The sequence below is a fragment of the Coprococcus sp. AF38-1 genome (genome assembly GCF_003603945.1).
Classification (GTDB): Bacteria; Bacillota; Clostridia; order Lachnospirales; family Lachnospiraceae; genus Coprococcus; species Coprococcus aceti.
In genome coordinates, this window is the sequence record NZ_QVGO01000003.1 from 753 (window position 1) to 22,134 (window position 21,382).

Here is a 21,382-nt window from a genome sequence, read left to right on the forward strand (position 1 = left end):
AGCATATGTGAGCATACGCAAAAACATAGCGATTTTAAACGATGTGTATAAATTCATTAAGAGTTGCCCGGTATTTAAAAGGGTATGTTGGGGATTTTTATGAAATTAGTGAGAATGCAGAAAATGGTAAGAAATATCTGTATGATATTCTATCAATAAAAAAGGAAACGAGCAACCCACAACAGTAGAATGTGGTAAAAACCCATTTCCTTTTCTATATACTATTCCAACACGCTTCTTTTGTTAAGAATCTATAAATTATTTATTGTTGGCGTTGTCCTTCTCCTCGCGCTTCTGATCCATCATAGCACGAACCTTCATTGAAAGACCGAACAGGTTGATGAAACCTGAAGCATCCTTGTGATCGTAGAGGTCGCCAGTTGTGAATGAAGCAAGGCTCTCTGAGTACAGAGTATAATCTGATGTAGTACCAGCCTTGATGATGTTACCCTTGTAGAGCTTCATCTTTACATGACCAGTTACACGCTCCTCAGTCTTGGCAACAAATGCTGAAAGGCTCTCGCGGAGAGTGCAGAACCACTTTCCTTCATATACAAGTGCTGCGAACTTTGTTCCGACAAGCTTCTTGTACTCCATGGTATCACGGTCAAGTGTGAGCTCCTCAAGCTGCTTATGAGCCTCTGTAAGGATAGTTCCACCAGGTGTCTCGTATACACCACGTGACTTCATGCCGACAACACGGTTCTCAACGATATCGATGATACCGATACCGTGCTTTCCGCCGAGCTTGTTCAGCTCACGGATGATATCAGAAGTTTTCATCTTCTTGCCGTTGAGTGCTACAGGGTAGCCCTTCTCGAAGTCAAGGTCGATGTACTCAGGCTCATCAGGTGCCTTCTCAGGTGTAACTGAGAGAACCAGAAGGTCATCGTAGTTTGGCTCATTTGCAGGATTCTCAAGCTCAAGGCCCTCATGGCTGATGTGCCAGATGTTACGGTCACGGCTGTAAGAATGCTTTGCATCAAATGGAAGATCGATGCCGTGTGCCTTACAGAAAGCGATCTCATCCTCACGTGACTGCATTGTCCACTCAGGCTGTCTCCATGTAGCGATAACCTTGATGTCCGGTGCAAGAGCCTTGATAGAAAGCTCAAAACGAAGCTGGTCGTTACCCTTACCTGTAGCTCCGTGGCAGATGGCAACAGCGCCTTCCTTACGTGCAACCTCAACGAGCTTCTTGGCAATGATAGGTCTTGCAAATGAAGTACCGAGAAGGTACTTGTTCTCATATACAGCGTCAGCCTGAACTGTTGGCATGATGTACTCATCGCAGAGCTCGTCTACAACATCGATGATGTAAAGCTTCTCAGCTCCTGAATACTTTGCTCTCTCGTCAAGTCCCTCAAGCTCACTCTCCTGACCTACATCTATACATGCACAGATAACATCGTATCCGTATGTCTCCTTTAACCATGGGATGATGGCAGTGGTATCAAGACCGCCTGAATAAGCCAGTACAACTTTTTCTTTAGCCATTTTAATAAATCCTCCTATTTATAAATATAGAGCAGATGCAATAAGGATACATCTACGCACATCACAAGAGCTCTGTCCGGCTAAGCGGGATTCTCTATATGACATTTTCTACATGAACTATACAACGCAAATGTATATTATGCAAGTGATTTTTCAAAATATTCATTCGTTCACCGTATATTATTCATGAAAAATATGCATAAATACAGAGCAAAATGGTGGCAAAAACGCTGATAAATCGTATATTTTGGACAAATATGCAAATATTCAAAAAAACCATTGCATATTATACGTTACAAATGTATAATTATAAAAGTTTCCGTAGAGAAAACGAGGAACAGAGATACAAAAGCTCAGGGTAATGAGTGTATTTCTACATATTAAATAGTGTATGTTGACGATATACATTGTCAGGTATACAATCAGACAGAGTATGTCTTTATACAGATATAGAAAAAGTACATATAAATTATGGAGGCAGTTATGATTAAGGTAGGAATTATCGGATCAACAGGATATGCAGGACAGGAGATAGTAAGAATTCTTCTTGGACATAAGGAAGCGGAGATCGTATGGTATGGATCAAGAAGCTTTATAGATCAGAAGTATTATCAGGTATACGGCAACATGTTCCAGATCGTGGATGCAAAGTGTATGGATGACAACATGGAGGAGCTTGCCTCACAGGTAGATGTAATATTTACCGCCACACCACAGGGACTGTGCGGATCACTGGTAAATGAGGAGATACTGTCCAAAGTCAAGATCATAGACCTCAGTGCAGATTTCAGAATAAAGGATGTTGCTACTTATGAGAAGTGGTACAAGATAGAGCACAAGAGCCCACAGTTTATTGACGAGGCTGTGTATGGTCTCTGTGAGATAAACAGGGAGGATATAAAGAAGTGCAGACTTCTTGCAAATCCTGGATGTTATACAACTTGTTCGATCCTTTCACTCTACCCACTGGTTAAGGAAGGTCTGGTTGATGCCAACTCCATCATCGTTGATGCTAAGTCTGGAACATCAGGTGCAGGAAGAGGCGCGAAGATCGCAAATCTCTACTGTGAGGTCAACGAGAGCATCAAGGCTTATGGTGTTACAACACACAGACATACCCCTGAGATAGAGGAGCAGCTTGGATATGCGAATGGAAGTCCGATAGTCATTAATTTCACTCCACATCTTGTTCCTATGAACAGAGGAATACTTGTGACAGCATATGCCAACCTCAAGGAGAAGGTCGACTACGATACAGTGAGAGCTGCATACGATAAGTACTATGCAAATGAGAGATTTATCAGAGTCCTCGACAAGGATGTATGTCCTGAGACAAGATGGGTTGAGGGAAGTAACTATGTGGATGTCAATTTCAAGATAGATGAGAGAACAAACAGAGTCATCGCCATGGGTGCACTTGACAATCTCGTAAAGGGAGCAGCAGGTCAGGCTGTGCAGAACATGAACATCATGTTTGGATTTGACGAGGCTGAGGGTCTTCGCATGGCTCCTGTTTTCCCATAAACATCAGGTTTGAAGCATTTGCCTCAAAATATGCACTTGGAAATAAGGTGGTAGGATGAAGATAATTCCGGGAGGCGTGACCGCCCCTGCGGGCTTTAGGGCAGCGGGACTTCACGTTGGAATAAGAAGAAATAAACTGAAAAAAGATATGGCACTTTTGGTGAGCGATGTTCCGGCTCATGTGGCAGGAGCATTTACACAGAACATGGTTCAGGCGGCTCCGGTCATATACGACAGGCGGCTCTGCCAGAATGTGGGAATGTGTCAGGCGCTGGTGGTAAACAGCGGTGTGGCGAATACCTGTACCGGAGAGCAGGGAATCCATGATGCGGAGGCCATGGCGGCCCATGTAGGTAAGAGCCTTGGCATAGATCCAAGCACGGTTGCGGTGGCTTCTACAGGAGTCATAGGAATGAGACTTCCGATGGATGTCATACAGAGCGGTATAGATATGCTGGTGTCGGAGCTTTCATATTCTATAGATGCCGGAGTGGATGCCGCGGAGGCGATCAAGACGACTGATATCTATAAGAAGGAGATAGCCGTAACTTTAGAGATCAAGGGGCAGCAGGTCACCATCGGAGGTATGTGTAAGGGATCAGGAATGATCAATCCTAACCTGGGAACCGTACTCAGCTTTATCACGACAGACCTGAATATCAGTTCAGAGCTGCTGGGCAAGGTGCTTAAGGCTGATGTGGTCGATACATACAACATGGTGTCAGTGGACGGAGATATGTCCACCAACGACACTGTCATGATATTTGCAAATGGCATGGCGGGCAACGAGGAACTGCTGGAGACCGATGACGACTTTCCTGCATTTGTCGAGGCAATAAGATATATCAACCGCGCATTTGTCAGGGCGATAGCCTCGGACGGCGAGGGTGCTACCAAGATGTTTCAGGTGGATGTGTCGGGCATGCCGGATAAGGATACTGCAAGACATCTGGCAAAGGCGATAGTGGCCTCCAATCTTGTAAAGTGTGCCATGTACGGAGCTGATGCCAACTGGGGCAGAATAGTGTGCGCCATGGGACAGAGCGGCGTGAAGTTTGATCCGTACAGGGTGGATATAGAGATAGCCAGTGTGGCAGGACATCTTGAGATCGTAAAGCATGGAGTGACTACTGATTACGATGAGAAGGAAGCGAGCCACATACTTTCTGAGAAGCAGATAAAGCTCAAGGCGCATATGAATATGGGAGATGAGACGGCCACAGCGTGGGGCTGTGATCTCACATATGATTACATCAAGATAAATGCGGATTACAGAAAATAGACTGTAGTCAATAATGTAAAATAGAAGAAAGAAGGACAGAGAAATGGTTATAGGTGATTACACAGTAGATCAGGTAATTGAGAAGGCACAGACGCTGATAGAGGCTATGCCGTATATCAAGAAGTTCCAGGGTAAGACAGTGGTAGTAAAGTATGGCGGAAGCGCTATGCTTGACGAGAATCTCAAGTACAACGTTATCAAGGACGTTGCCATGTTAAAGCTCGTTGGCATGAAGCCGGTCATCGTACACGGTGGCGGCAAGGAGATCAGCAAATGGGTAGAGAAGGTCGGCAAGGAGGCAGAATTTATCAACGGTCTCCGTGTTACAGATGCAGAGACGATGGAGATCGCAGAGATGGTTCTCGGCAAGGTCAACAAGAGTCTTGTAAGTCTCATGCAGAAGATCGGACTTAAGGCAGTCGGAATCAGCGGCAAGGACGGCGGTATGTTCACAGTCAAGAAGAAGTTCCCTGGTGGCAAGGATATAGGTTATGTGGGAGAGATAACAAATGTTGACACATCCATCCTTACATCACTCATCGAGGATGATTTCATCCCGGTTATTGCACCTATAGGAGTGGATGAGAACTACGAGGATTACAACATCAATGCGGACGATGCTGCTTGTGCAGTAGCAACAGCTCTTGAGGCTGAGAAGCTTGTATTCCTCACAGATATCGAGGGAGTATTTATTGATCCAACAGACAAGTCAACACTTATCTCAGAGATGGATATACATGAGGCAAAGGACATCATAGAGAAGGGCGTTGTCGGCGGCGGTATGCTTCCGAAGCTTAACAACTGTATCGCAGCCATGGAAAATGGAGTTTCAAGAGTGCATATACTTGATGGCCGTCTTCAGCACTGCCTGCTTCTTGAGTTCTTCACCCAGAAGGGTATCGGAACTGCTATCCTCAAGGAGCCTTTATTCTAGGATGCGGGGCAGAATATAACAAAGCTTCAAATAATAAAATAGTAAATTATAAAACAGTATATATGACCATGGTGGACAGCCATCTGTAAGGATGGAAGATTACCGGTCATGTATGCTGTTTTTTTATGTCTGATCTGAATCGGGGAGTTTATAAAAATGTTACATTTTTATGTATTGTAAAAAGTATCAATGAATAAGGGATAAAAGGGCTCTTTTGTGAAAAAAGTAACAAAAATGAAATAAAATAGAAATATATTGTTGTAAATTCAGAGGTGTTTAGATACAATAAACCTGTGTAATTCTGTGCTGACACAGGAGGTGTCGCACGATGAAGAAAATAATTAAAAATTTAGCATATTTATGCGTGCTGACGATGACATTATTGTGTTCCGGCTGTGGAGAAGAACAGGTAACTATATCCGGTAATTCAGAAGAGAATGTTACGGAGAAAGCTTCGCAGCAAGGCGCGGAAGAAGCCGGAGCAGACGAGAGCGTAACGATACATTCAGAAATTCCAGAATACATAACAGTTTTTGTATGCGGAGCAGTGAAGAATGAGGGTGTATATGAGCTCGAAGCCGGATCCAGGGCGAATGATGGCCTTGAGGCGGCGGGAGGATTCTCCGATGACGCAGATACCGTTGCGGTGAATCTTGCAGATGTGCTTGAGGATGGTCAGAAGCTGTACTTCCCTGTCGGAGGTGAACAGCTTCCGGAAGAGAGCGAAGGTGGGACAGATGCGTCGGAACAGAGACTGGTCAACATCAACAGTGCAGATGCTGCGGAGCTTATGACGTTACCGGGAATAGGCGAGACGAAGGCCTCACAGATTGTCGAGTACAGACGGAAGAATGGAGCATTTGCCTGTAAAGAAGACCTTAAGAATGTCAGTGGCATAGGAGACAGTATATATGAGAAACTGGAGACATATATATCGACAGAGTAAATGAGTCTCGGGGTAGAAAGGATGTTAAGATGAAGAAAGTTCTTGTTGTGGATGATGAGAAGTTGATTGTTAAGGGCTTGAAGTTCAGCCTGGAACAGGATGATATGGAAGTGGATACAGCCTATGATGGTGGCGAGGCTATAGAGAAGATAAAGGCCAACGATTATGATATAGTGCTTCTGGATATAATGATACCTGTATATACCGGAATAGAGGTGTGTCAGATGGTCAGGGAATTTTCAAGTGTCCCAATTATCATGCTCACTGCAAAGGGTGAGGATATGGATAAGATCATGGGACTTGAGTATGGTGCAGATGACTATATAACAAAGCCATTTAATATTCTTGAGGTGAAGGCCAGGATCAAGGCTATACTTAGAAGAAGCAACCGCAAGCAGGCACCTGCAAAACCGTCAAATGTAATGGAGATCAACGGAATGAAGGTTGAGCTTGACAGCAGACGTGTATTTGTCGGTGGTAAGGAGCTTAATCTGACAGCCAAGGAGTTTGACCTTCTTGAACTGCTCATGGCGCATCCAAACAAGGTATATTCAAGAAATGAACTCCTGAATACGATCTGGGGAGATTCCTACCCGGGAGATGCGAGAACAGTTGATGTGCATGTTAGAAGACTTCGTGAGAAGATAGAAGCTAATCCGGGTGAGCCGGTATACATTCATACAAAATGGGGAGTAGGATATTTCTTCAAGGGCTGATATGAAAAAAAAGAAACGTGCAACAGTTGAAACAGAAAAAATTGAAGAGAAGAATACCGCCCAGGAGAGATCAAGGGTCAGTATCAGAGTGGGGCAGAGAACTATCATATCGCTCATTGTGGCAGTGAGTGTGGCAGTGATCGCTTATGCAGCACTGTGGATACTGGCGGGCACTGTGAATTCGAAGAGTGAGAGAAATCTTGACAGACACGCACAGGAGTGTGCAGAATACATTGCTCATATAGTGAATGAACACAAGGCGGAGGATGATATAGGGAGAGCCGTGGACGAGATAAAGACCATGGCTTATTCTCTCTCTGCACGTATAGTTATAGTGGATACTGATTACAAGGTCGTGGTGGACTCCTATGGAAAAGACACTGGAAGATATCTGGTGGATGAGAACGTGTTCAGCGTAATGAAGGGGCAGCAGAAGTATATATCAGAGACAGAGGAAAATGTGTACAGACGCATAGTTCCAGTGATCAACAGTGAGGGCTATACAGATGCGGTGGCACTGATATCTCTTGAGACCGATGCTCTCGATAACCTGTCAATATATATGAAGAGAAATGCAACTTATCTGTTTGCGATATCTTTGATACTTGGATTGATAGCTGCTTATTTTTCGGCTAAGTTATCAGTCAGGGATGTGAACCATGTCAGAAACGAGATAGAGGGAATGAAAGGCGGCAGCCTTGAACCGATGAGCGTGGATGGTATGTTCAGAGAGACACAGGAGCTGACAAAGGATATAAACGATATATTCAACAAGGCACAGCTTCTTGAGGAGTCCCGTCAGGAATTCGTATCAAATGTCTCACATGAGTTAAAGACACCGATAACATCCATGAAGGTTCTGTCCGAGTCGCTGCTCACCCAGAGCGATGTACCGGCGGAGATGTACAGGGAATTCATGGAGGATATAGTTCAGGAGATAGACAGAGAGGCGGAGATCATAAGTGATCTGCTCACATTGGTCAAAACAGATAAGGGACCGGACAGCCTGAATAAAGAGCCTGTGGACATGAACGAGTTTATGGATCTCATACTCAAGAGACTTAAGCCGTTGGCGGAGAAGAGGAGCATACAGCTTTCATTTGAGAGCTTTGGCGATATAAAAGCTGAGATAGACAAGGTGAAATTTACACTGGCTATCTCTAACCTGATAGAGAATGGAATAAAATATAACATCGATGGCGGATGGATAAAGGTTTCTCTCAATTCAGACCACAGGAATTTCTATATCAAGGTTGCGGATTCCGGTGTCGGCATACCGGAGGACTGTATAAATCACATTTTTGAGAGATTCTACAGAGTAGACAAGGCGAGAAGCCGAGACACAGGTGGAACCGGTCTGGGACTTGCCATCACGAAGAATATTATTATCATGCACAAAGGAACTATAAATGTATATAGTGAGCCGGGAAAGGGAACGACATTCACGGTAAAGATTCCGTTACAGGCTCAGGAGTAAAGGATAGATATGACGAAGAAAAAAAGAATTTTGCTCACTGCCATGGTCATGGTCACGGTGGTGGTCCTTGTGGCATGTGGAAGCGACAGCAAGAGTGGCAGAAAGAAAAAAACTGTGGACGATTCAACTGAAAATCTGACTCTGTACTATGCAAACTCAACGTGGACTGATCTGTCCCCGGAGGTTGTCACCCGTGACCAGCTCGTCACGACGGAGAACCTTATCGATACTGTGATGAATGCGCTGATGGACAGCGGGGAAATGACGGATAAGCAGGTCCCGGTTCCTCAGGGCGTTACGTACCAGAGATATACATATGACGGTCAGGCAACTATCAATCTTATGTTCAACGTTGACTGGGAGGCCACTGACACATATGAGATGGTGCTAAGCAAGGCGGCATTTGTGAGAACTCTGACACAGATCGAATCGGTGAAGAAGGTTGTGTATGAATACACTGATATTGCAAATGAGAACAGTATCGTGCGTGAGGAGATCACAAATGATTCATTTTCAGATATGGACAACTTCATGAATCCACATGAAGAGTACAACATATATATGCCGGACAGCACAGGACAGAAGCTGGTTCAGAAGACCATAGATCTGGACAGATCAGCGCCTGAATCACTGGAGGAACAGATGGTTGCAGGACTGAGAATGAGTTACGATGGAACAGTTGTACCGTTCAATGAGAAAACTGTGGTTAAGAGTGTCACTGTGGATGATGCTGACGGTGTGTGTACGATAACATTTAATGAGAGCTTTGCGGATGGAACAGCAGGTGTGGACGATGAGATACTTGTGTATTCTGTTGTGGATTCCCTCATGGAGCTTGAAGATGTCAAGATGGTACAGATAAATGTGGATAATACAAATAACAGATTGAACAACATCGATCTCAGCAGGAAATTTACTGCTGATTATTCAAAGCTTGAGAGATAAACAGAAGTTTGAACAAAACGGGAGGATACGAATATAAAGAGACCATTATTCTGGATAGCAGTATGCTTTGCGCTTGGAGAGGCGTATAAAGAGGCGGCTGACAGTTCAGTGCTTATAATTGGTCTGGTCATATTGGCTGCACCGGTATTGTCGGTTTACATGGACAAAGCCGGCACAGCCATGTTTTTTTATAGTGGCAAAGCTCATGGTGATAAAGACAGAAAGAACAGGATCGTCAGATGCGTTCTGAGTATGATGATATTTGGAATGATCTCGTTGACCGGTTATATGAATGGCTGTGCTATGTCAAAGCAGGAGAGACTCGCAGAAGAGCTCGATGGGCAGCAGCCGGGCGGTATAGAAGGAAAGGTGTACGAGATCAGGCAGTCCGGCGATGAATGGCGGGTATATGTGTATGCGGAATGGATAACATTTGGCGGAGGCGACTCAGAAGAAACTGTGGAATACCGGGGAAGATCAAAGGTATTGCTGTACATGGAAGACGTGGGAAGCCTGAAGACCGGAATGAAGCTGACCTTAAGCTGCGGTCTGTCAAGGCCGGACTCTGCAGATAATCCGGGCGAATTCGATGCGCGGGAATATTATTCGCACAAGGGAATATATATAGTAGGAAAGGATATCTCCATTCTGGAGTGTGGAGAGGACTACAGCCGTATAGGAGACATTCTGTTCAGGCTGCGTATAAAGTCCGGGGAGATCACAGACAGTGTGTTTGGAGAGACGGATGGCTCGGTGATAAAGGCAATGCTACTGGGGGATAAGAGCGGCATTGACAGGGATACGAAGAAGCTGTTTCAGATGAATGGAATAGCTCATATTCTGGCGATATCCGGTGTGCACATAGCAATAATAGGAATGACATTATTCGGTGTGCTGCGAAGGCTTACAGGGTCATATATGGCATCAGGTATAATGGCTATATCTGTGATCGTACTTTACGGAGTTATGACAGGGATGGCGAGTTCAACTGTAAGAGCCATGATAATGATGGTGATATCTGTGATCGGTCAGGTAAAGGGGCGAAGCCCTGATATGCTTACATCCGCGGGAACCGCGTCAGTCATACAGGCGCTGATTGATCCGGGTATTATCCTTGATGCCGGATTTCAGTTGTCTTTTGCTGCAGTGCTGGGGATGGCGGTGCCTGGAGCACTTATGAAAAAGCTTATTCCAACTAAGAATAAGGTAGTCAGCACACTTGTAATGAATCTGGCGATAACACTTGCCACCGGACCGCTTGTTATATTCTATTATTACCAGTTTCCGCTGTATTCGATCTTTCTGAATCTGCTCATAGTGCCATTGGTTTCTGTGATAATATTCGTGAGTATCGTCGTGATTGCGGCTATGCTTATTTTTCCCGGGATACTACAGGGCAATGAGATGGCGGTGGGCATAGGAGCGTTTCCTGTGAAGCTGATACTTGCAATATACAGGCAGCTTTGCGAATGGGCGATGAAGCTTCCATTTTACAGTATAAATACAGGCCATGTGTCGGTTATGATGATCGTAGTATTTTATATGGCTATGGTTGGAGTGCTGATCCTGCTTGTAAGAGCAAAGAGTGCAGACTGCGCCAGGGTGAGGAGGCGGATGGTCTGTCTGTGCGCTGCTGTGATCATGACCTTGTGCTGCGTGTGTTACGAAGCAGCTTCATTTGACCGGGAGTTCAGAGTTGTATTTATGGATGTTGGTCAGGGAGACGGCATACTTATAAGGTCTGGCATGGGAGTAAATATATTGATAGATGGGGGCTCGTCGAGTAGCAATAAGGTTGGTGAGTACGTGATGGTGCCTGTTCTAAAGTTTTATGGTGCAGCTCATGTAGATTATGCATTTGTGACACACGGAGATAAGGATCATGTGTCCGGTATCCAATATCTTCTAAGCGATACGAACTCCGGTATCAGAATAGATAATCTTGTGGTTCCGATGTATGGTAATATTGAAAATATGGGTGAACTGCTTGAGCTGGCAGAGAAAAGAGGCGTAAATATCATATATATGGACGGCGGTTCTCAAATGTCCTGTGGCAAGGATGCAGCTAAGGTGTGGTTAAATTTCTTGCATCCGTCCGAAAAAACTGATATAAAAGATGCAAATGATCTTTCTGCGGTTATCCGTCTGGAGTATCGAGGGTACAGTGTTTTATTTACGGGAGACCTGGGAGAAGATGGAGAACGGGAGCTTATCTCGGAGGGCGGTGATCTGAGTGCTGATGTGTTGAAGGTCGGACATCACGGCAGCAGATATTCTACGAGTGGGGAGTTCCTGAGAGCAGTCGACCCGGATCTTGCGATCATATCGGCGGGGGAGAATAACCGATATGGTCATCCGCACGGGGAGACACTGGAGCGTTTGGATGCCTGTGGAGCTGATGTAATGAGTACCATAGACCATGGAGCTATATGTGTAGAGATAACGGATGGTGGAATTTCGGTAACCGTATACAGATGATCAGGGAGTTATGAGAATAAGAATTCTGAAAGGAGAACAGGGGAAGGAAGAAACGATTATGATGTGGAAAGGAAGATGAGTATGACAAAAAAACTAAAATTACTGCTGGAATTTGTAATGCTGACACTTGGCGCAGTTATAGCTGCATTTGCTATCGAAGAATTTCTCGTGCCGAACACCATACTTGACGGAGGAGTCATCGGTATAGGTATCATGATCAATAATCTCACAGAAGTGTCCCTGAGTATTCTGACGATCGTTCTTAATGTTCCGTTTCTTATAATAGGTTCAAGACAGCTTGGTAAGATGTTCATGGTGAAGTCCGGTTATTCCATGGCTGTATTCTCAGTATTTGTGGAGATATTCAAACCCCTTGAAAATGCAACCTCAGAGACCATACTTGCGGTGTGCTTCGGCGGTGTGATACTTGGACTTGGAGTTGGTATCATCATCAAGTTCGGCGGGTGCTTGGATGGAACGGAGACCGTGGCCATCATGCTGAACAAGAAAAAAGACTGGCCGGTTGGAAGAGTTGTTCTGGGCATGAATCTGATTATATATTCTATTGCGGGAATGCTCTTTGGTCTGGACAGGGCGATGTACAGTCTTCTTACATACTTTATAACATCAAAGGTGCTTGATATGGTTGAGACCGGTCTTGAGCAGGCGAAGGCAGCCATGATCATAACTGATGATGCCAGAGAGGTGGCAGACAAGATATACAAGAAGCTTGGAAGAACAGTTACCATCATGCAGGGCAAGGGAATGATAAGCGGCAACAAGACAGTGCTCTACTGTGTTATCACGAGATTTGAGATCGGTGAGCTGAAGAACATCATCAATTCCATAGATTCTTCTGCATTTGTCACAGTTACGGATGTGGCGGAGATCATCGGCAACCACATCAAGGATAATGAATACAAGGAGATCCTTGAGAAGATAGAGGAGAAGGAAGAACCGCTCACAAATCTTCCTGAGCATGAGAGTATGACGGACTTTGATGGCCTGGAGCATACCGGAAAAATAGATTAGAAAAAGCCTGTGACATATACCGGCAGATAACTGCTGTATATGTCACAGGCTTTCTTTATTGATATATGTTTTAGACTGTAGTCAATATATTACTGGATACTGTCTACAAATGCCTTGTGGATCCTGTAGTCGCTGTCAAGCTCAGGGTGGAAGGAGAGGGCAAACTGGTTGCCGTACTTAACCGCCACGATCTTGTCATCAACTGTTGCAAGGACATCAACCTCAGGTGAAGCCTCAGCCACATAAGGTGCACGGATGAAAGTCATAGGAACCTCACCGATACCTTTAAGCTCGGCCTCTGTGTGGAAGCTTCCAAGCTGTCTTCCGTAGGCATTTCTCTTTACTGTGACAGGGAGAGTGCCAAGGTGTACAGTGTCATCACCTTCGATGTGCTGTGCCAGAAGAATAAGTCCTGCACATGTGGCAAGAACCGGCATGCCACCCTTGATCTGAGACTTTATAGTGTCGAACATGTCGCTGTCTCTGAGAAGCTTTCCTTGGACTGTGCTCTCACCGCCAGGAAGGATCAGGGCGTCATAAGGCTTGTTCAGATCTCCGGCATTTCTAAGTTCTATGCATGATACGCCGAGCTCGGAAAGTACATGCTCATGCTCTGCGAAAGCTCCCTGTACTGCCAATACACCAACCTGCATATTACTTACCCCTTTCTGCCATGAGGATTGCGATCTCCTGCTCGTTGATACCAACCATAGCCTCGCCAAGTCCCTCTGAAAGCTTTGCAACGAGATCAGCGTCATTGTAGTTTGTTGTTGCCTGTACGATGGCAGCAGCACGCTTAGCAGGGTCTCCTGACTTGAAGATACCTGAACCTACGAATACACCCTCAGCACCGAGCTGCATCATGAGAGCTGCATCGGCAGGAGTAGCAACACCGCCGGCTGCGAAGTTTACAACTGGGAGACGGTGATTCTCATGTACGTACTGAACGAGATCGTAAGGAACCTCAAGCTTCTTAGCTGCCTCATACAGCTCATCTGTTCTCATGCTGACGATCTCAGCGATCTGGCTGTTCATCTTTCTCATATGTCTTACGGCCTGAACGATATCACCTGTACCAGGCTCGCCCTTAGTTCTGATCATTGAAGCACCCTCGTTGATTCTTCTGAGAGCCTCGCCGAGATCCTTGGCACCACATACAAATGGAACCTTGAACTGTCTCTTGTCAATATGGTATACGTCATCTGCTGGTGAGAGAACCTCGCTCTCGTCGATGTAGTCAATCTCGATGGCCTGAAGGATCTGAGCCTCTGCAAAATGTCCGATACGGCACTTAGCCATAACAGGGATTGATACAGCGTTCTGGATTCCCTTGATCATCTGTGGGTCGCTCATACGTGATACACCACCGGCAGCTCTGATATCTGCTGGGATTCTCTCAAGTGCCATAACTGCACAAGCGCCGGCAGCCTCAGCGATCTTAGCCTGCTCAGGTGTTGTAACGTCCATGATAACTCCGCCCTTAAGCATCTGGGCAAGTTCCTTATTTAACTTATATCTTTCTGTTGTCTCCATGTTGAACCTCCGTTATAATTAGATTTGTGTTTATTGGAGTGAGTGTACATAAACTCACAATCTGTAGGTGATTATAAAACCAAAGTGACATTATAGAAATAATCAATATGTGATTATAAAAACAGGTCAGATAACCTCTGGCGTTATCAAAATACATAGAAAAACAGGTCAGATTTGCCACATAAGATATAATTATGGTAGAAACTGGTACTGTATTTTGAAAATCATATTGTGAGACATAAGCTTGATGAAGGAGAAACGTAATGGCTGCAACAAAGAAAAAAGAAAAAAAGAACGCGATGGCGGTCATAAACCAACATATAAAGACGGGGGAGTTTTCCAAGATATATCTTCTGTATGGGGAGGAGAGGTATCTCGTGAACCAGTATAGAGATAAGCTGCTGTCGGCTCTGACTGATAAGGACGATAATCTGAATTTTATGAAATTTGCCGGAAATGGGATCGATACATCTGAGCTTCTTGCATTCTGCAACGAGATGCCATTTTTTGCGGACAGAAGAGTTGTCCTTGTGGAGAACAGCGGTCTGTTCAAGAGCAGCAATGAGGATTTTGCAAAGAAGCTGGTGGAGATAGAGGATACATCAGTTGCCATATTTGTAGAGATGGATGTGGACACCAGGTATAAGCTGTTCAAGGCTGTGGACAAGAATGGAGAGGCTCTGGATTTTGCGACCCCTGATGAGAAGATGATGGTCACGTGGGTGAAGTCACTGTTCCGTGCCGATGGTGTTGCAACCACAGACACGGCGATATACAAGATAATCGAAGCTGCTAACATGGATATGAACTGTATCAAGAATGAGGTTGACAAGATGATAAGCTACGCCGGAGACACGAAGCAGGTCAGCGAGCATGATGTGGATCTTCTGTGCAGTCAGGATGCGGAGAGCAAGGTGTATCAGATGATAGACTTCATTATTGCAAAGCAGAAGGAGAAGGCTTGCAGTATGTATCACGATCTTCTTGAGAATAAGGAATCGGCGATCATGATAAACGCATGTATCATGAGACAGTTCAACAAGCTCCTTCTGGTAAAGATGGCATTATCAGATGGCGCGCAGGACGCCAGCCTGGCGAAGATCGCAGGATGCCCGGTGTGGGCGGTGAAGAATTACAAGGCTCAGTGCAGGGGCTACAGCATGGCACAGCTTAAAGACATAGTGGAGAACTGTCAGGACATGGACTACAAGCTCAAGACCGGACAGGTTATGGATAACGCAGCGATGGAGGTCATGATCGTGGAGCTGTGTGAGATGCAGTAGGAGACTGGTGATGATATTAGATATTGAGGTAAAAAAATAACCACTGTGAAAACAGTGGTTATTTTTTATATAACTATGATTGGTTCAAATATATGCAGCCGTTTAATATATCCAAATCCTTGTGTCAAAGTTATGTAGTTATCAGCCAGATGCTTAAGCCATCTTGTTAACTGCAACTGCAAGACGTGATACCTTACGAGCAGCGTTGTTCTTGTGGTAGATGCCCTTTGAAGCAGCCTTGTTGATCTCTGATGTAGCAACAACAAGTGCCTGCTGAGCAGCAGCCTTATCACCAGCAGCGATAGCAGCCTCAACCTTCTTGATAACTGTCTTAACCTTAGACTTGATCATCTTGTTTCTAAGTGTCTTCTTCTCGATAACATTGATTCTCTTCTTTGCAGATTTGATATTAGCCAAAATTCTTACCTCCATAAAATCTAATTAAATATAATAAGGTTTTACATTAAAACCGGACACGGACAATTCAATGTAAACATACTCACATATAATAGATGAAACGCAATTCGTTGTCAAGACTAAAAAACAAAAAATTGCGCATTTTCGCGGATTATTTTCATGTTGTTTCCTAAGAAAAATGAAGTAAAACAACATGTTACTTTCCTTTACATAAAAAGAGGTAAATGGTATCATATATGCAGTGGGTCTTAATGATCCATACATATTATAATACAGGAAAAGCAGAGAAATATACAGATGTTTAAATATAGATTTTTTCAGGTGATAATGGCACTTTCGCTGGTCTTGCTGATCATCTCCACGGCGATAATGTGTTCGTTCAGCGTTTGCAGGGTTGCGGAGAAGAGCTACAAGCCGAGTAATAGCGGCACGATAAGTTCAGTCATGAATAACGGACAGACTGATGAATTATCAGAATTTGATGCGTGGGTGGAATACAGTATCGTGCTGGATGCTCTGGATGGGGACAGCGAGCAGGAGTACAGGCTTGGCAACGTATATCTGTCCACTGAGAATGTGATGAGGCTTGAACAGCTTGCAGACATCAAATCCAAGGCAAGCAATGGTGTGTTCATATCCATTGTGCTTCTGGTGGCATGCTTTGTAGTCATAAGGAGAAGGAGACTGTATGAGTGTGTTGTATGGGGCGGCGCTGCAGGCGTTATAATAGGAATAATCAGCTTTATAGCCATGGCGGTATCCGGCAGCGGAATCATGTATGGCATAAGAAGAATGGTGTTTGGAGAAAGCTATGCGGAGCTTTTTCCGGGACACGATGTCCTGCCGGATATAATACCGGCCGGTACGGGAACGAAGGTTCTTTGGGTGTATGTTGGAACGATATTTGTTGGACTTGTGGTTACTATCATAGTCAGGGTTATAAGCTATAAGAAATCACGTCCACACAAATTCAGATAGAAGGTTACATAATGGGAGGTAGTTATGAGAAAAAGAATCGAGGAGTGGATAAACTGGGTGCTCTATGATGAGCTCATTGCCAGCAAGATCAATGCGCCAAAGCATTTGCTGGGAATCCATGATTATGGTGAAGGTCAGATAATCGTTGTGTACAAGCCGGGGGCGATCAGGGTAGAGGTTACATCGCGCACAGGTAAGAAGATACACACCATGGAACAGATGACAAATGAAGGACTGTTCGCCATTTATTTTGATAAGAAGGAGTATGATGGCAACAAGTACAATGTTGTCACCACATATGAGGATGGCACCATTATAAACAGTGCAGATCCATATTCATTTGAATCGCTAATCACGGATTTTGACACATACCTTTTTGCGGAGGGTAGACATTACAATATATATGAGAAGCTTGGCGCACACCCTATGACTATAGACGGTGTACGTGGAACCTACTTTGCAGTGTGGGCTCCTCATGCAAGACGTGTCAGTGTAGTCGGTGATTTCAATCTCTGGGATGGTAATGTAAATCCTATGCAGATCACGGCAAATGAGGGAATATACGAACTGTTCCTGCCGGGCGTGGAGCCAGGTGCTGTGTACAAGTATCAGATCATGACAAGATATGGAGAGATACTGTACAAAGCGGATCCATATGGCAACCAGTGTCAGATGAGACCTGAGAATGCCTCTGTGGTTGCGGACATAAGCAGCTATAAGTGGAAGGATACATCATGGATGAAGGATAGAAGCAAGATCAGCCGTACTGACAGAATGCGCATGCCTATGTCCATATACGAGATGCATCTCGGCTCATGGCACAAGAAGGTTGAGGATGACGATGCAGGCTTCTACACATACAGGGAGCTCGCTCCTATGGTGGCAGACTATCTCAATGAGATGGGATATACGCACGTAGAGCTCATGGGTATATCAGAGTATCCATTTGACGGCTCATGGGGCTACCAGGTTACCAATTATTATGCACCGACCAGCAGATATGGTGATGCAGTAGATTTTATGTATTTCGTTGATTATATGCACAGCAAGGGAATCAGTGTTATCCTCGACTGGGTGCCAGCACACTTTCCTAGGGATGCGCACGGACTTGGACGTTTTGATGGGATGCCTCTCTATGAGCATCCGGATCCAAGAAGAGGAGAGCATCCTGACTGGGGCACATATATATTTGACTATGGCCGCAATGAGGTGGCAAACTTCCTCACGGCAAATGCTCTGTTCTGGGTCGAGAAGTTCCATATAGACGGACTCCGCGTGGATGCTGTGGCATCCATGTTGTATCTTGACTATGGCAAGCAGGATGGACAGTGGCTTCCGAATGAGCATGGTGGAAACGAAAATCTTGAGGCAATAGCACTTATGCAGAATATAAATCGCATCATGGAGGAGAGAAATCCGGGGGCATATCTAATAGCAGAGGAGTCAACAGCGTGGGCAGGTGTAACTGCTCCGGCATCCATGGACGGACTTGGTTTCCTGTTCAAGTGGAATATGGGATGGATGAATGACTTCCTTGAGTATATGCAGATGGATCCATATTTCAGACAGAACAACCAGAACATGCTGACTTTCAGTCTTTCGTATGCGTATGCTGAGAACTATGTTCTCGTCATATCCCATGACGAGGTAGTTCATCTCAAGCGCTCAATGATAGAAAAGATGCCTGGCAGCGAGGAGGACAAATTCGCAAATCTCAGAACTGCGTACGGATTCATGTATGGACATCCGGGCAAGAAGCTGCTCTTTATGGGGCAGGAATTTGCACAGCCTAGAGAGTGGAGTGAGGCGAGAAGCCTTGACTGGTTCGTCTTAGACAATCCGCTCAATCAGGGCATGGAGAGGTATGTCAAAGCGCTCAATAAGCTTTACAATACCAATGATGCGATGTATGCGAATGACACAGATCCAATGGGATTTGAGTGGACAGACTGCGATCACCCGGACATGAGCATACTTTCATTTGTAAGACGAGGCTCAACTCCGAAGAAGCAGCTGCTTTTCGTATGCAACTTCACTCCGGTTGAGAGAGATAATTACAGTATACCGGCTCCGTGCTACACGACATACAAGGAGATACTCAACTCAGATGATGTACAGTTTGGCGGAAAGGGCAGACTCAACAGCAAGCCGGTCAAGGCACTGGACAAGAAGAATGCCAGAACTCCTTACAGTATAGACATCACGGTTCCACCACTCTCAACAGTTGTGTTTGAGTACGATTACACGGATATGTCACCTGAGCTTGAGAAGAAGGAAGCGGCAGCCAAGGCGGCTGCAAAGAAACGTGTGGACGCTGCAAAGAAAAAGGCTGCATTGGCACAGAAGAAGGCTGAGGAGATAAAGAAAGACGCTGAGAAAAAGGCATCAGAGCTGAAGAATGATGCAGAGAAGAAGACTGCTAAGTTGAAGAAAGAAGCATCTGAGATATCAAAAGGGATCAAGGATGATATAGCTGATATAGAAAAGTCAGTGACGGCTGTTGCTGATGATATCCGGAAAGATATAAATTCACGAAAAAAATAAACTTGCAATATGAGACAACAGGTCATATAATGTGGGTGTAAGTGCAAAGGGGCACAGAACGATATTGTTCTGTGCCCCTTTTTTGTACATCAGGCGGGTGACGATCTTCCTGATCGTAAGAATCCGGGTAGTTTTTAAGGAGGAAGCAGTATGAAGACAGGAAAAGTAAAATGGTTTAATGCAAAGAAAGGCTACGGCTTTATATGTGATGAGGATGGAGCAGATGTATTTGTACATTTCTCAGCACTGAATATGGAGGGCTTCAAGGTTCTTGAAGAGGGAGATACAGTAGAGTATGAGGTTGTGGACGGTGAAAAGGGTCCACAGGCGACAAATGTGACAAAACTGTAAATACAATGCGGTATATGTCAAAACAGCCATATATTTAAAGCGAATACATGTTGAATTAGGAGAACATCCCCGGGTTATGATTACAGATGATCAGGGGATGTTTTTTATGAGCAACGAACTGGAGCATGCTATTGCGTAGAACTGAGATAAATATCTACAAGGCCTCGTGTTACATAAATACAAGAATATTATAGATATCGCCATATGCTAAAATTGTATGTCTGCTATAATAAAAACAACACATATTTAAAAATCATCTTGACGGCTGGCGATGATAAAATGTAGAATACACATATATGGTGAAACATGTTTCATGCATTTGCTGTTGGTGATAAACAGTTAAATAAACAGGCACGTATTTATTTTAGATTATAAGGGGGATATGTACCATGAAGAGATTTGATGTTGTGGCACTTGGAGAACTGCTCATAGACTTTACACAGAACGGGCTCAGCGGTCAGGGCAATATGATGATGGAGGCCAATCCTGGCGGAGCACCATGCAATGTTCTCGCTATGCTGCAGAAGCTTGGCAAGAAGACTGCATTTGTTGGAAAGGTAGGGGATGATTTCCTTGGAAAAATGCTTGCCGGTGTTGTGGCTGATGCCGGGATCAATACTGACAATCTGAAGTTTGACAGGGATGTACATACAACACTTGCGTTTGTGCATACCTACGAGGACGGAGACAGAGACTTTTCATTTTACAGGAATCCGGGAGCGGATATCATGTTAAGCGCAGATGAGGTGGATGAGAGTATCATAAAGGATGCCAGGCTGTTCCATTTCGGATCACTCTCACTGACATATGAAGTGTCACGTGCTGCAACACAGAAGGCTGTGGCTGCTGCAAAGGAGGCTGGATGCATCGTCACATTTGACCCGAACCTCAGGGAGCCTCTGTGGAAGACGCTGGACGAGGCCCATGATCAGATCGACTGGGGTATGAGACAGTGTGATGTGCTCAAGATATCGGACAATGAGATACAGTGGTTCACAGGAAGAGAGGATTTTGACGAGGGTATAAAGATACTTCAGGACACATACAATATACCTTTGATACTTCTCTCCATGGGAAGAGATGGAAGCCGTGCATACTACGGGGATGTAGTCGCTGAGGCAAAGCCGTTTATCCAGGAGAACACTATAGAGACCACAGGCGCCGGGGACACTTTCTGTGCATGCGTGCTGAATTATGTACTTGATAATGGACTTGAAGATCTTGACACTGATAAGCTTACAGAGATGCTTGTATTCGCAAATGCTGCTGCATCGATCATCACAACACGCAAGGGAGCACTCAAGGTTATGCCGGAGAGATCTGAGGTTGAGAAGCTCATTGCCGAGAGACAGTAATAGATAAAAATATGGTAACAGATTAAAACTGGTTATGTACGTTAATGATACAGATTATGTAAATAAAATGAGAATGATAGGTTAATTGAC

The 21,382-nt window shown here is 44.7% G+C and carries 18 protein-coding genes; 14 read left to right on the forward strand and 4 right to left on the reverse strand.

The features are described from left to right. Positions 1 to 258: 258 nt before the first annotated feature. Positions 259 to 1,497 carry an argininosuccinate synthase gene (locus DW025_RS04550; protein ID WP_004848633.1) on the reverse strand — a complete coding sequence of 413 codons (1,239 nt, stop codon included), beginning with the start codon at positions 1,495 to 1,497 and terminating at the stop codon, positions 259 to 261. 483 nt (positions 1,498 to 1,980) lie between these two features. On the opposite strand from DW025_RS04550, the gene argC reads away from it, so the two are divergent. The 9 genes from argC to DW025_RS04595 all read left to right on the forward strand — a co-directional run bounded on the left by argC (position 1,981) and on the right by DW025_RS04595 (position 12,831). After that, positions 1,981 to 3,021 (forward strand): N-acetyl-gamma-glutamyl-phosphate reductase, encoded by a 1,041-nt coding sequence (gene argC, locus DW025_RS04555; RefSeq protein WP_055223794.1) that lies wholly within the window; start codon positions 1,981 to 1,983, stop codon positions 3,019 to 3,021. A 55-nt stretch (positions 3,022 to 3,076) separates the two neighbouring features. Then, entirely contained in the window at positions 3,077 to 4,303 is a 1,227-nt protein-coding gene (argJ, locus tag DW025_RS04560) for a bifunctional ornithine acetyltransferase/N-acetylglutamate synthase (protein WP_118757581.1), read from the forward strand. Positions 4,304 to 4,346: 43 nt separating this feature from the next. Beyond that, positions 4,347 to 5,237 (forward strand): acetylglutamate kinase, encoded by an 891-nt coding sequence (argB, locus tag DW025_RS04565; RefSeq protein WP_015533199.1) that lies wholly within the window; start codon positions 4,347 to 4,349, stop codon positions 5,235 to 5,237. Positions 5,238 to 5,565: 328 nt separating this feature from the next. Beyond that, positions 5,566 to 6,183, forward strand: a complete 618-nt coding sequence (locus DW025_RS04570; RefSeq protein ID WP_118649260.1) for a ComEA family DNA-binding protein — start codon at positions 5,566 to 5,568, stop codon at positions 6,181 to 6,183. Between the two features lie 29 nt (positions 6,184 to 6,212). Further along, positions 6,213 to 6,899: a response regulator transcription factor gene (locus DW025_RS04575; RefSeq protein ID WP_119998938.1), complete on the forward strand. Its 687-nt coding sequence runs from the start codon at positions 6,213 to 6,215 to the stop codon at positions 6,897 to 6,899. Between the two features lies 1 nt (position 6,900). After that, a complete protein-coding gene (locus DW025_RS04580; protein WP_117548636.1) occupies positions 6,901 to 8,376 on the forward strand; it encodes a sensor histidine kinase in 1,476 nt (491 codons plus the stop codon). Between the two features lie 9 nt (positions 8,377 to 8,385). After that, entirely contained in the window at positions 8,386 to 9,321 is a 936-nt protein-coding gene (locus DW025_RS04585; protein ID WP_243104896.1) for a GerMN domain-containing protein, read from the forward strand. A 108-nt stretch (positions 9,322 to 9,429) separates the two neighbouring features. Continuing rightward, positions 9,430 to 11,799, forward strand: a complete 2,370-nt coding sequence (locus tag DW025_RS04590) for a DNA internalization-related competence protein ComEC/Rec2 (protein WP_165854744.1) — start codon at positions 9,430 to 9,432, stop codon at positions 11,797 to 11,799. Between the two features lie 81 nt (positions 11,800 to 11,880). Continuing rightward, complete coding sequence (locus DW025_RS04595; protein WP_119998943.1) at positions 11,881 to 12,831, forward strand: YitT family protein; 951 nt, start codon at positions 11,881 to 11,883, stop codon at positions 12,829 to 12,831. Between the two features lie 89 nt (positions 12,832 to 12,920). Here the strand turns inward: DW025_RS04595 and pdxT are convergent, their stop codons facing one another. Together pdxT and pdxS are read right to left on the reverse strand one after the other, a co-directional pair. Continuing rightward, complete coding sequence (gene pdxT / locus DW025_RS04600) at positions 12,921 to 13,484, reverse strand: pyridoxal 5'-phosphate synthase glutaminase subunit PdxT (protein WP_117548639.1); 564 nt, start codon at positions 13,482 to 13,484, stop codon at positions 12,921 to 12,923. A 1-nt stretch (position 13,485) separates the two neighbouring features. Then, positions 13,486 to 14,364 carry a pyridoxal 5'-phosphate synthase lyase subunit PdxS gene (gene pdxS, locus DW025_RS04605; RefSeq protein ID WP_004848658.1) on the reverse strand — a complete coding sequence of 293 codons (879 nt, stop codon included), beginning with the start codon at positions 14,362 to 14,364 and terminating at the stop codon, positions 13,486 to 13,488. A gap of 263 nt (positions 14,365 to 14,627) precedes the next feature. Here pdxS and holA point away from each other — a divergent pair, with 263 nt between their 5' ends. Beyond that, entirely contained in the window at positions 14,628 to 15,647 is a 1,020-nt protein-coding gene (holA, locus tag DW025_RS04610; protein WP_119998945.1) for a DNA polymerase III subunit delta, read from the forward strand. Positions 15,648 to 15,800: 153 nt separating this feature from the next. Here the strand turns inward: holA and rpsT are convergent, their stop codons facing one another. Next, the gene (rpsT, locus tag DW025_RS04615; protein ID WP_022059403.1) at positions 15,801 to 16,064 is read right to left on the reverse strand and encodes a 30S ribosomal protein S20; all 264 of its coding nucleotides are present in this window, start codon (positions 16,062 to 16,064) and stop codon (positions 15,801 to 15,803) included. Between the two features lie 297 nt (positions 16,065 to 16,361). On the opposite strand from rpsT, the gene DW025_RS04620 reads away from it, so the two are divergent. The 4 genes from DW025_RS04620 to DW025_RS04635 all read left to right on the forward strand — a co-directional run bounded on the left by DW025_RS04620 (position 16,362) and on the right by DW025_RS04635 (position 21,292). After that, the gene (locus DW025_RS04620) at positions 16,362 to 17,042 is read left to right on the forward strand and encodes a hypothetical protein (protein WP_117548641.1); all 681 of its coding nucleotides are present in this window, start codon (positions 16,362 to 16,364) and stop codon (positions 17,040 to 17,042) included. Between the two features lie 24 nt (positions 17,043 to 17,066). Next, the gene (glgB, locus tag DW025_RS04625; RefSeq protein ID WP_118757585.1) at positions 17,067 to 19,586 is read left to right on the forward strand and encodes a 1,4-alpha-glucan branching protein GlgB; all 2,520 of its coding nucleotides are present in this window, start codon (positions 17,067 to 17,069) and stop codon (positions 19,584 to 19,586) included. Between the two features lie 150 nt (positions 19,587 to 19,736). Continuing rightward, a complete protein-coding gene (locus tag DW025_RS04630) occupies positions 19,737 to 19,937 on the forward strand; it encodes a cold-shock protein (RefSeq protein ID WP_117548643.1) in 201 nt (66 codons plus the stop codon). Between the two features lie 389 nt (positions 19,938 to 20,326). Beyond that, positions 20,327 to 21,292, forward strand: a complete 966-nt coding sequence (locus tag DW025_RS04635; RefSeq protein WP_022217187.1) for a PfkB family carbohydrate kinase — start codon at positions 20,327 to 20,329, stop codon at positions 21,290 to 21,292. The last annotated feature ends 90 nt before the right edge of the window (positions 21,293 to 21,382 follow it).

Excerpts from the sequence above, each read along its gene's own strand:
- DW025_RS04550 (WP_004848633.1), bottom strand. The coding sequence starts at position 1,497 with ATGGCTAAAGAAAAAGTTGTACTGGCTTATTCAGGCGGTCTTGATACC.
- argC (WP_055223794.1), top strand. The coding sequence starts at position 1,981 with ATGATTAAGGTAGGAATTATCGGATCAACAGGATATGCAGGACAGGAG.
- argJ (WP_118757581.1), top strand. The coding sequence starts at position 3,077 with ATGAAGATAATTCCGGGAGGCGTGACCGCCCCTGCGGGCTTTAGGGCA.
- argB (WP_015533199.1), top strand. The coding sequence starts at position 4,347 with ATGGTTATAGGTGATTACACAGTAGATCAGGTAATTGAGAAGGCACAG.
- DW025_RS04570 (WP_118649260.1), top strand. The coding sequence starts at position 5,566 with ATGAAGAAAATAATTAAAAATTTAGCATATTTATGCGTGCTGACGATG.
- DW025_RS04575 (WP_119998938.1), top strand. The coding sequence starts at position 6,213 with ATGAAGAAAGTTCTTGTTGTGGATGATGAGAAGTTGATTGTTAAGGGC.
- DW025_RS04580 (WP_117548636.1), top strand. The coding sequence starts at position 6,901 with ATGAAAAAAAAGAAACGTGCAACAGTTGAAACAGAAAAAATTGAAGAG.
- DW025_RS04585 (WP_243104896.1), top strand. The coding sequence starts at position 8,386 with ATGACGAAGAAAAAAAGAATTTTGCTCACTGCCATGGTCATGGTCACG.
- DW025_RS04595 (WP_119998943.1), top strand. The coding sequence starts at position 11,881 with ATGACAAAAAAACTAAAATTACTGCTGGAATTTGTAATGCTGACACTT.
- pdxT (WP_117548639.1), bottom strand. The coding sequence starts at position 13,484 with ATGCAGGTTGGTGTATTGGCAGTACAGGGAGCTTTCGCAGAGCATGAG.
- pdxS (WP_004848658.1), bottom strand. The coding sequence starts at position 14,364 with ATGGAGACAACAGAAAGATATAAGTTAAATAAGGAACTTGCCCAGATG.
- holA (WP_119998945.1), top strand. The coding sequence starts at position 14,628 with ATGGCTGCAACAAAGAAAAAAGAAAAAAAGAACGCGATGGCGGTCATA.
- DW025_RS04620 (WP_117548641.1), top strand. The coding sequence starts at position 16,362 with ATGTTTAAATATAGATTTTTTCAGGTGATAATGGCACTTTCGCTGGTC.
- glgB (WP_118757585.1), top strand. The coding sequence starts at position 17,067 with ATGAGAAAAAGAATCGAGGAGTGGATAAACTGGGTGCTCTATGATGAG.
- DW025_RS04630 (WP_117548643.1), top strand. The coding sequence starts at position 19,737 with ATGAAGACAGGAAAAGTAAAATGGTTTAATGCAAAGAAAGGCTACGGC.
- DW025_RS04635 (WP_022217187.1), top strand. The coding sequence starts at position 20,327 with ATGAAGAGATTTGATGTTGTGGCACTTGGAGAACTGCTCATAGACTTT.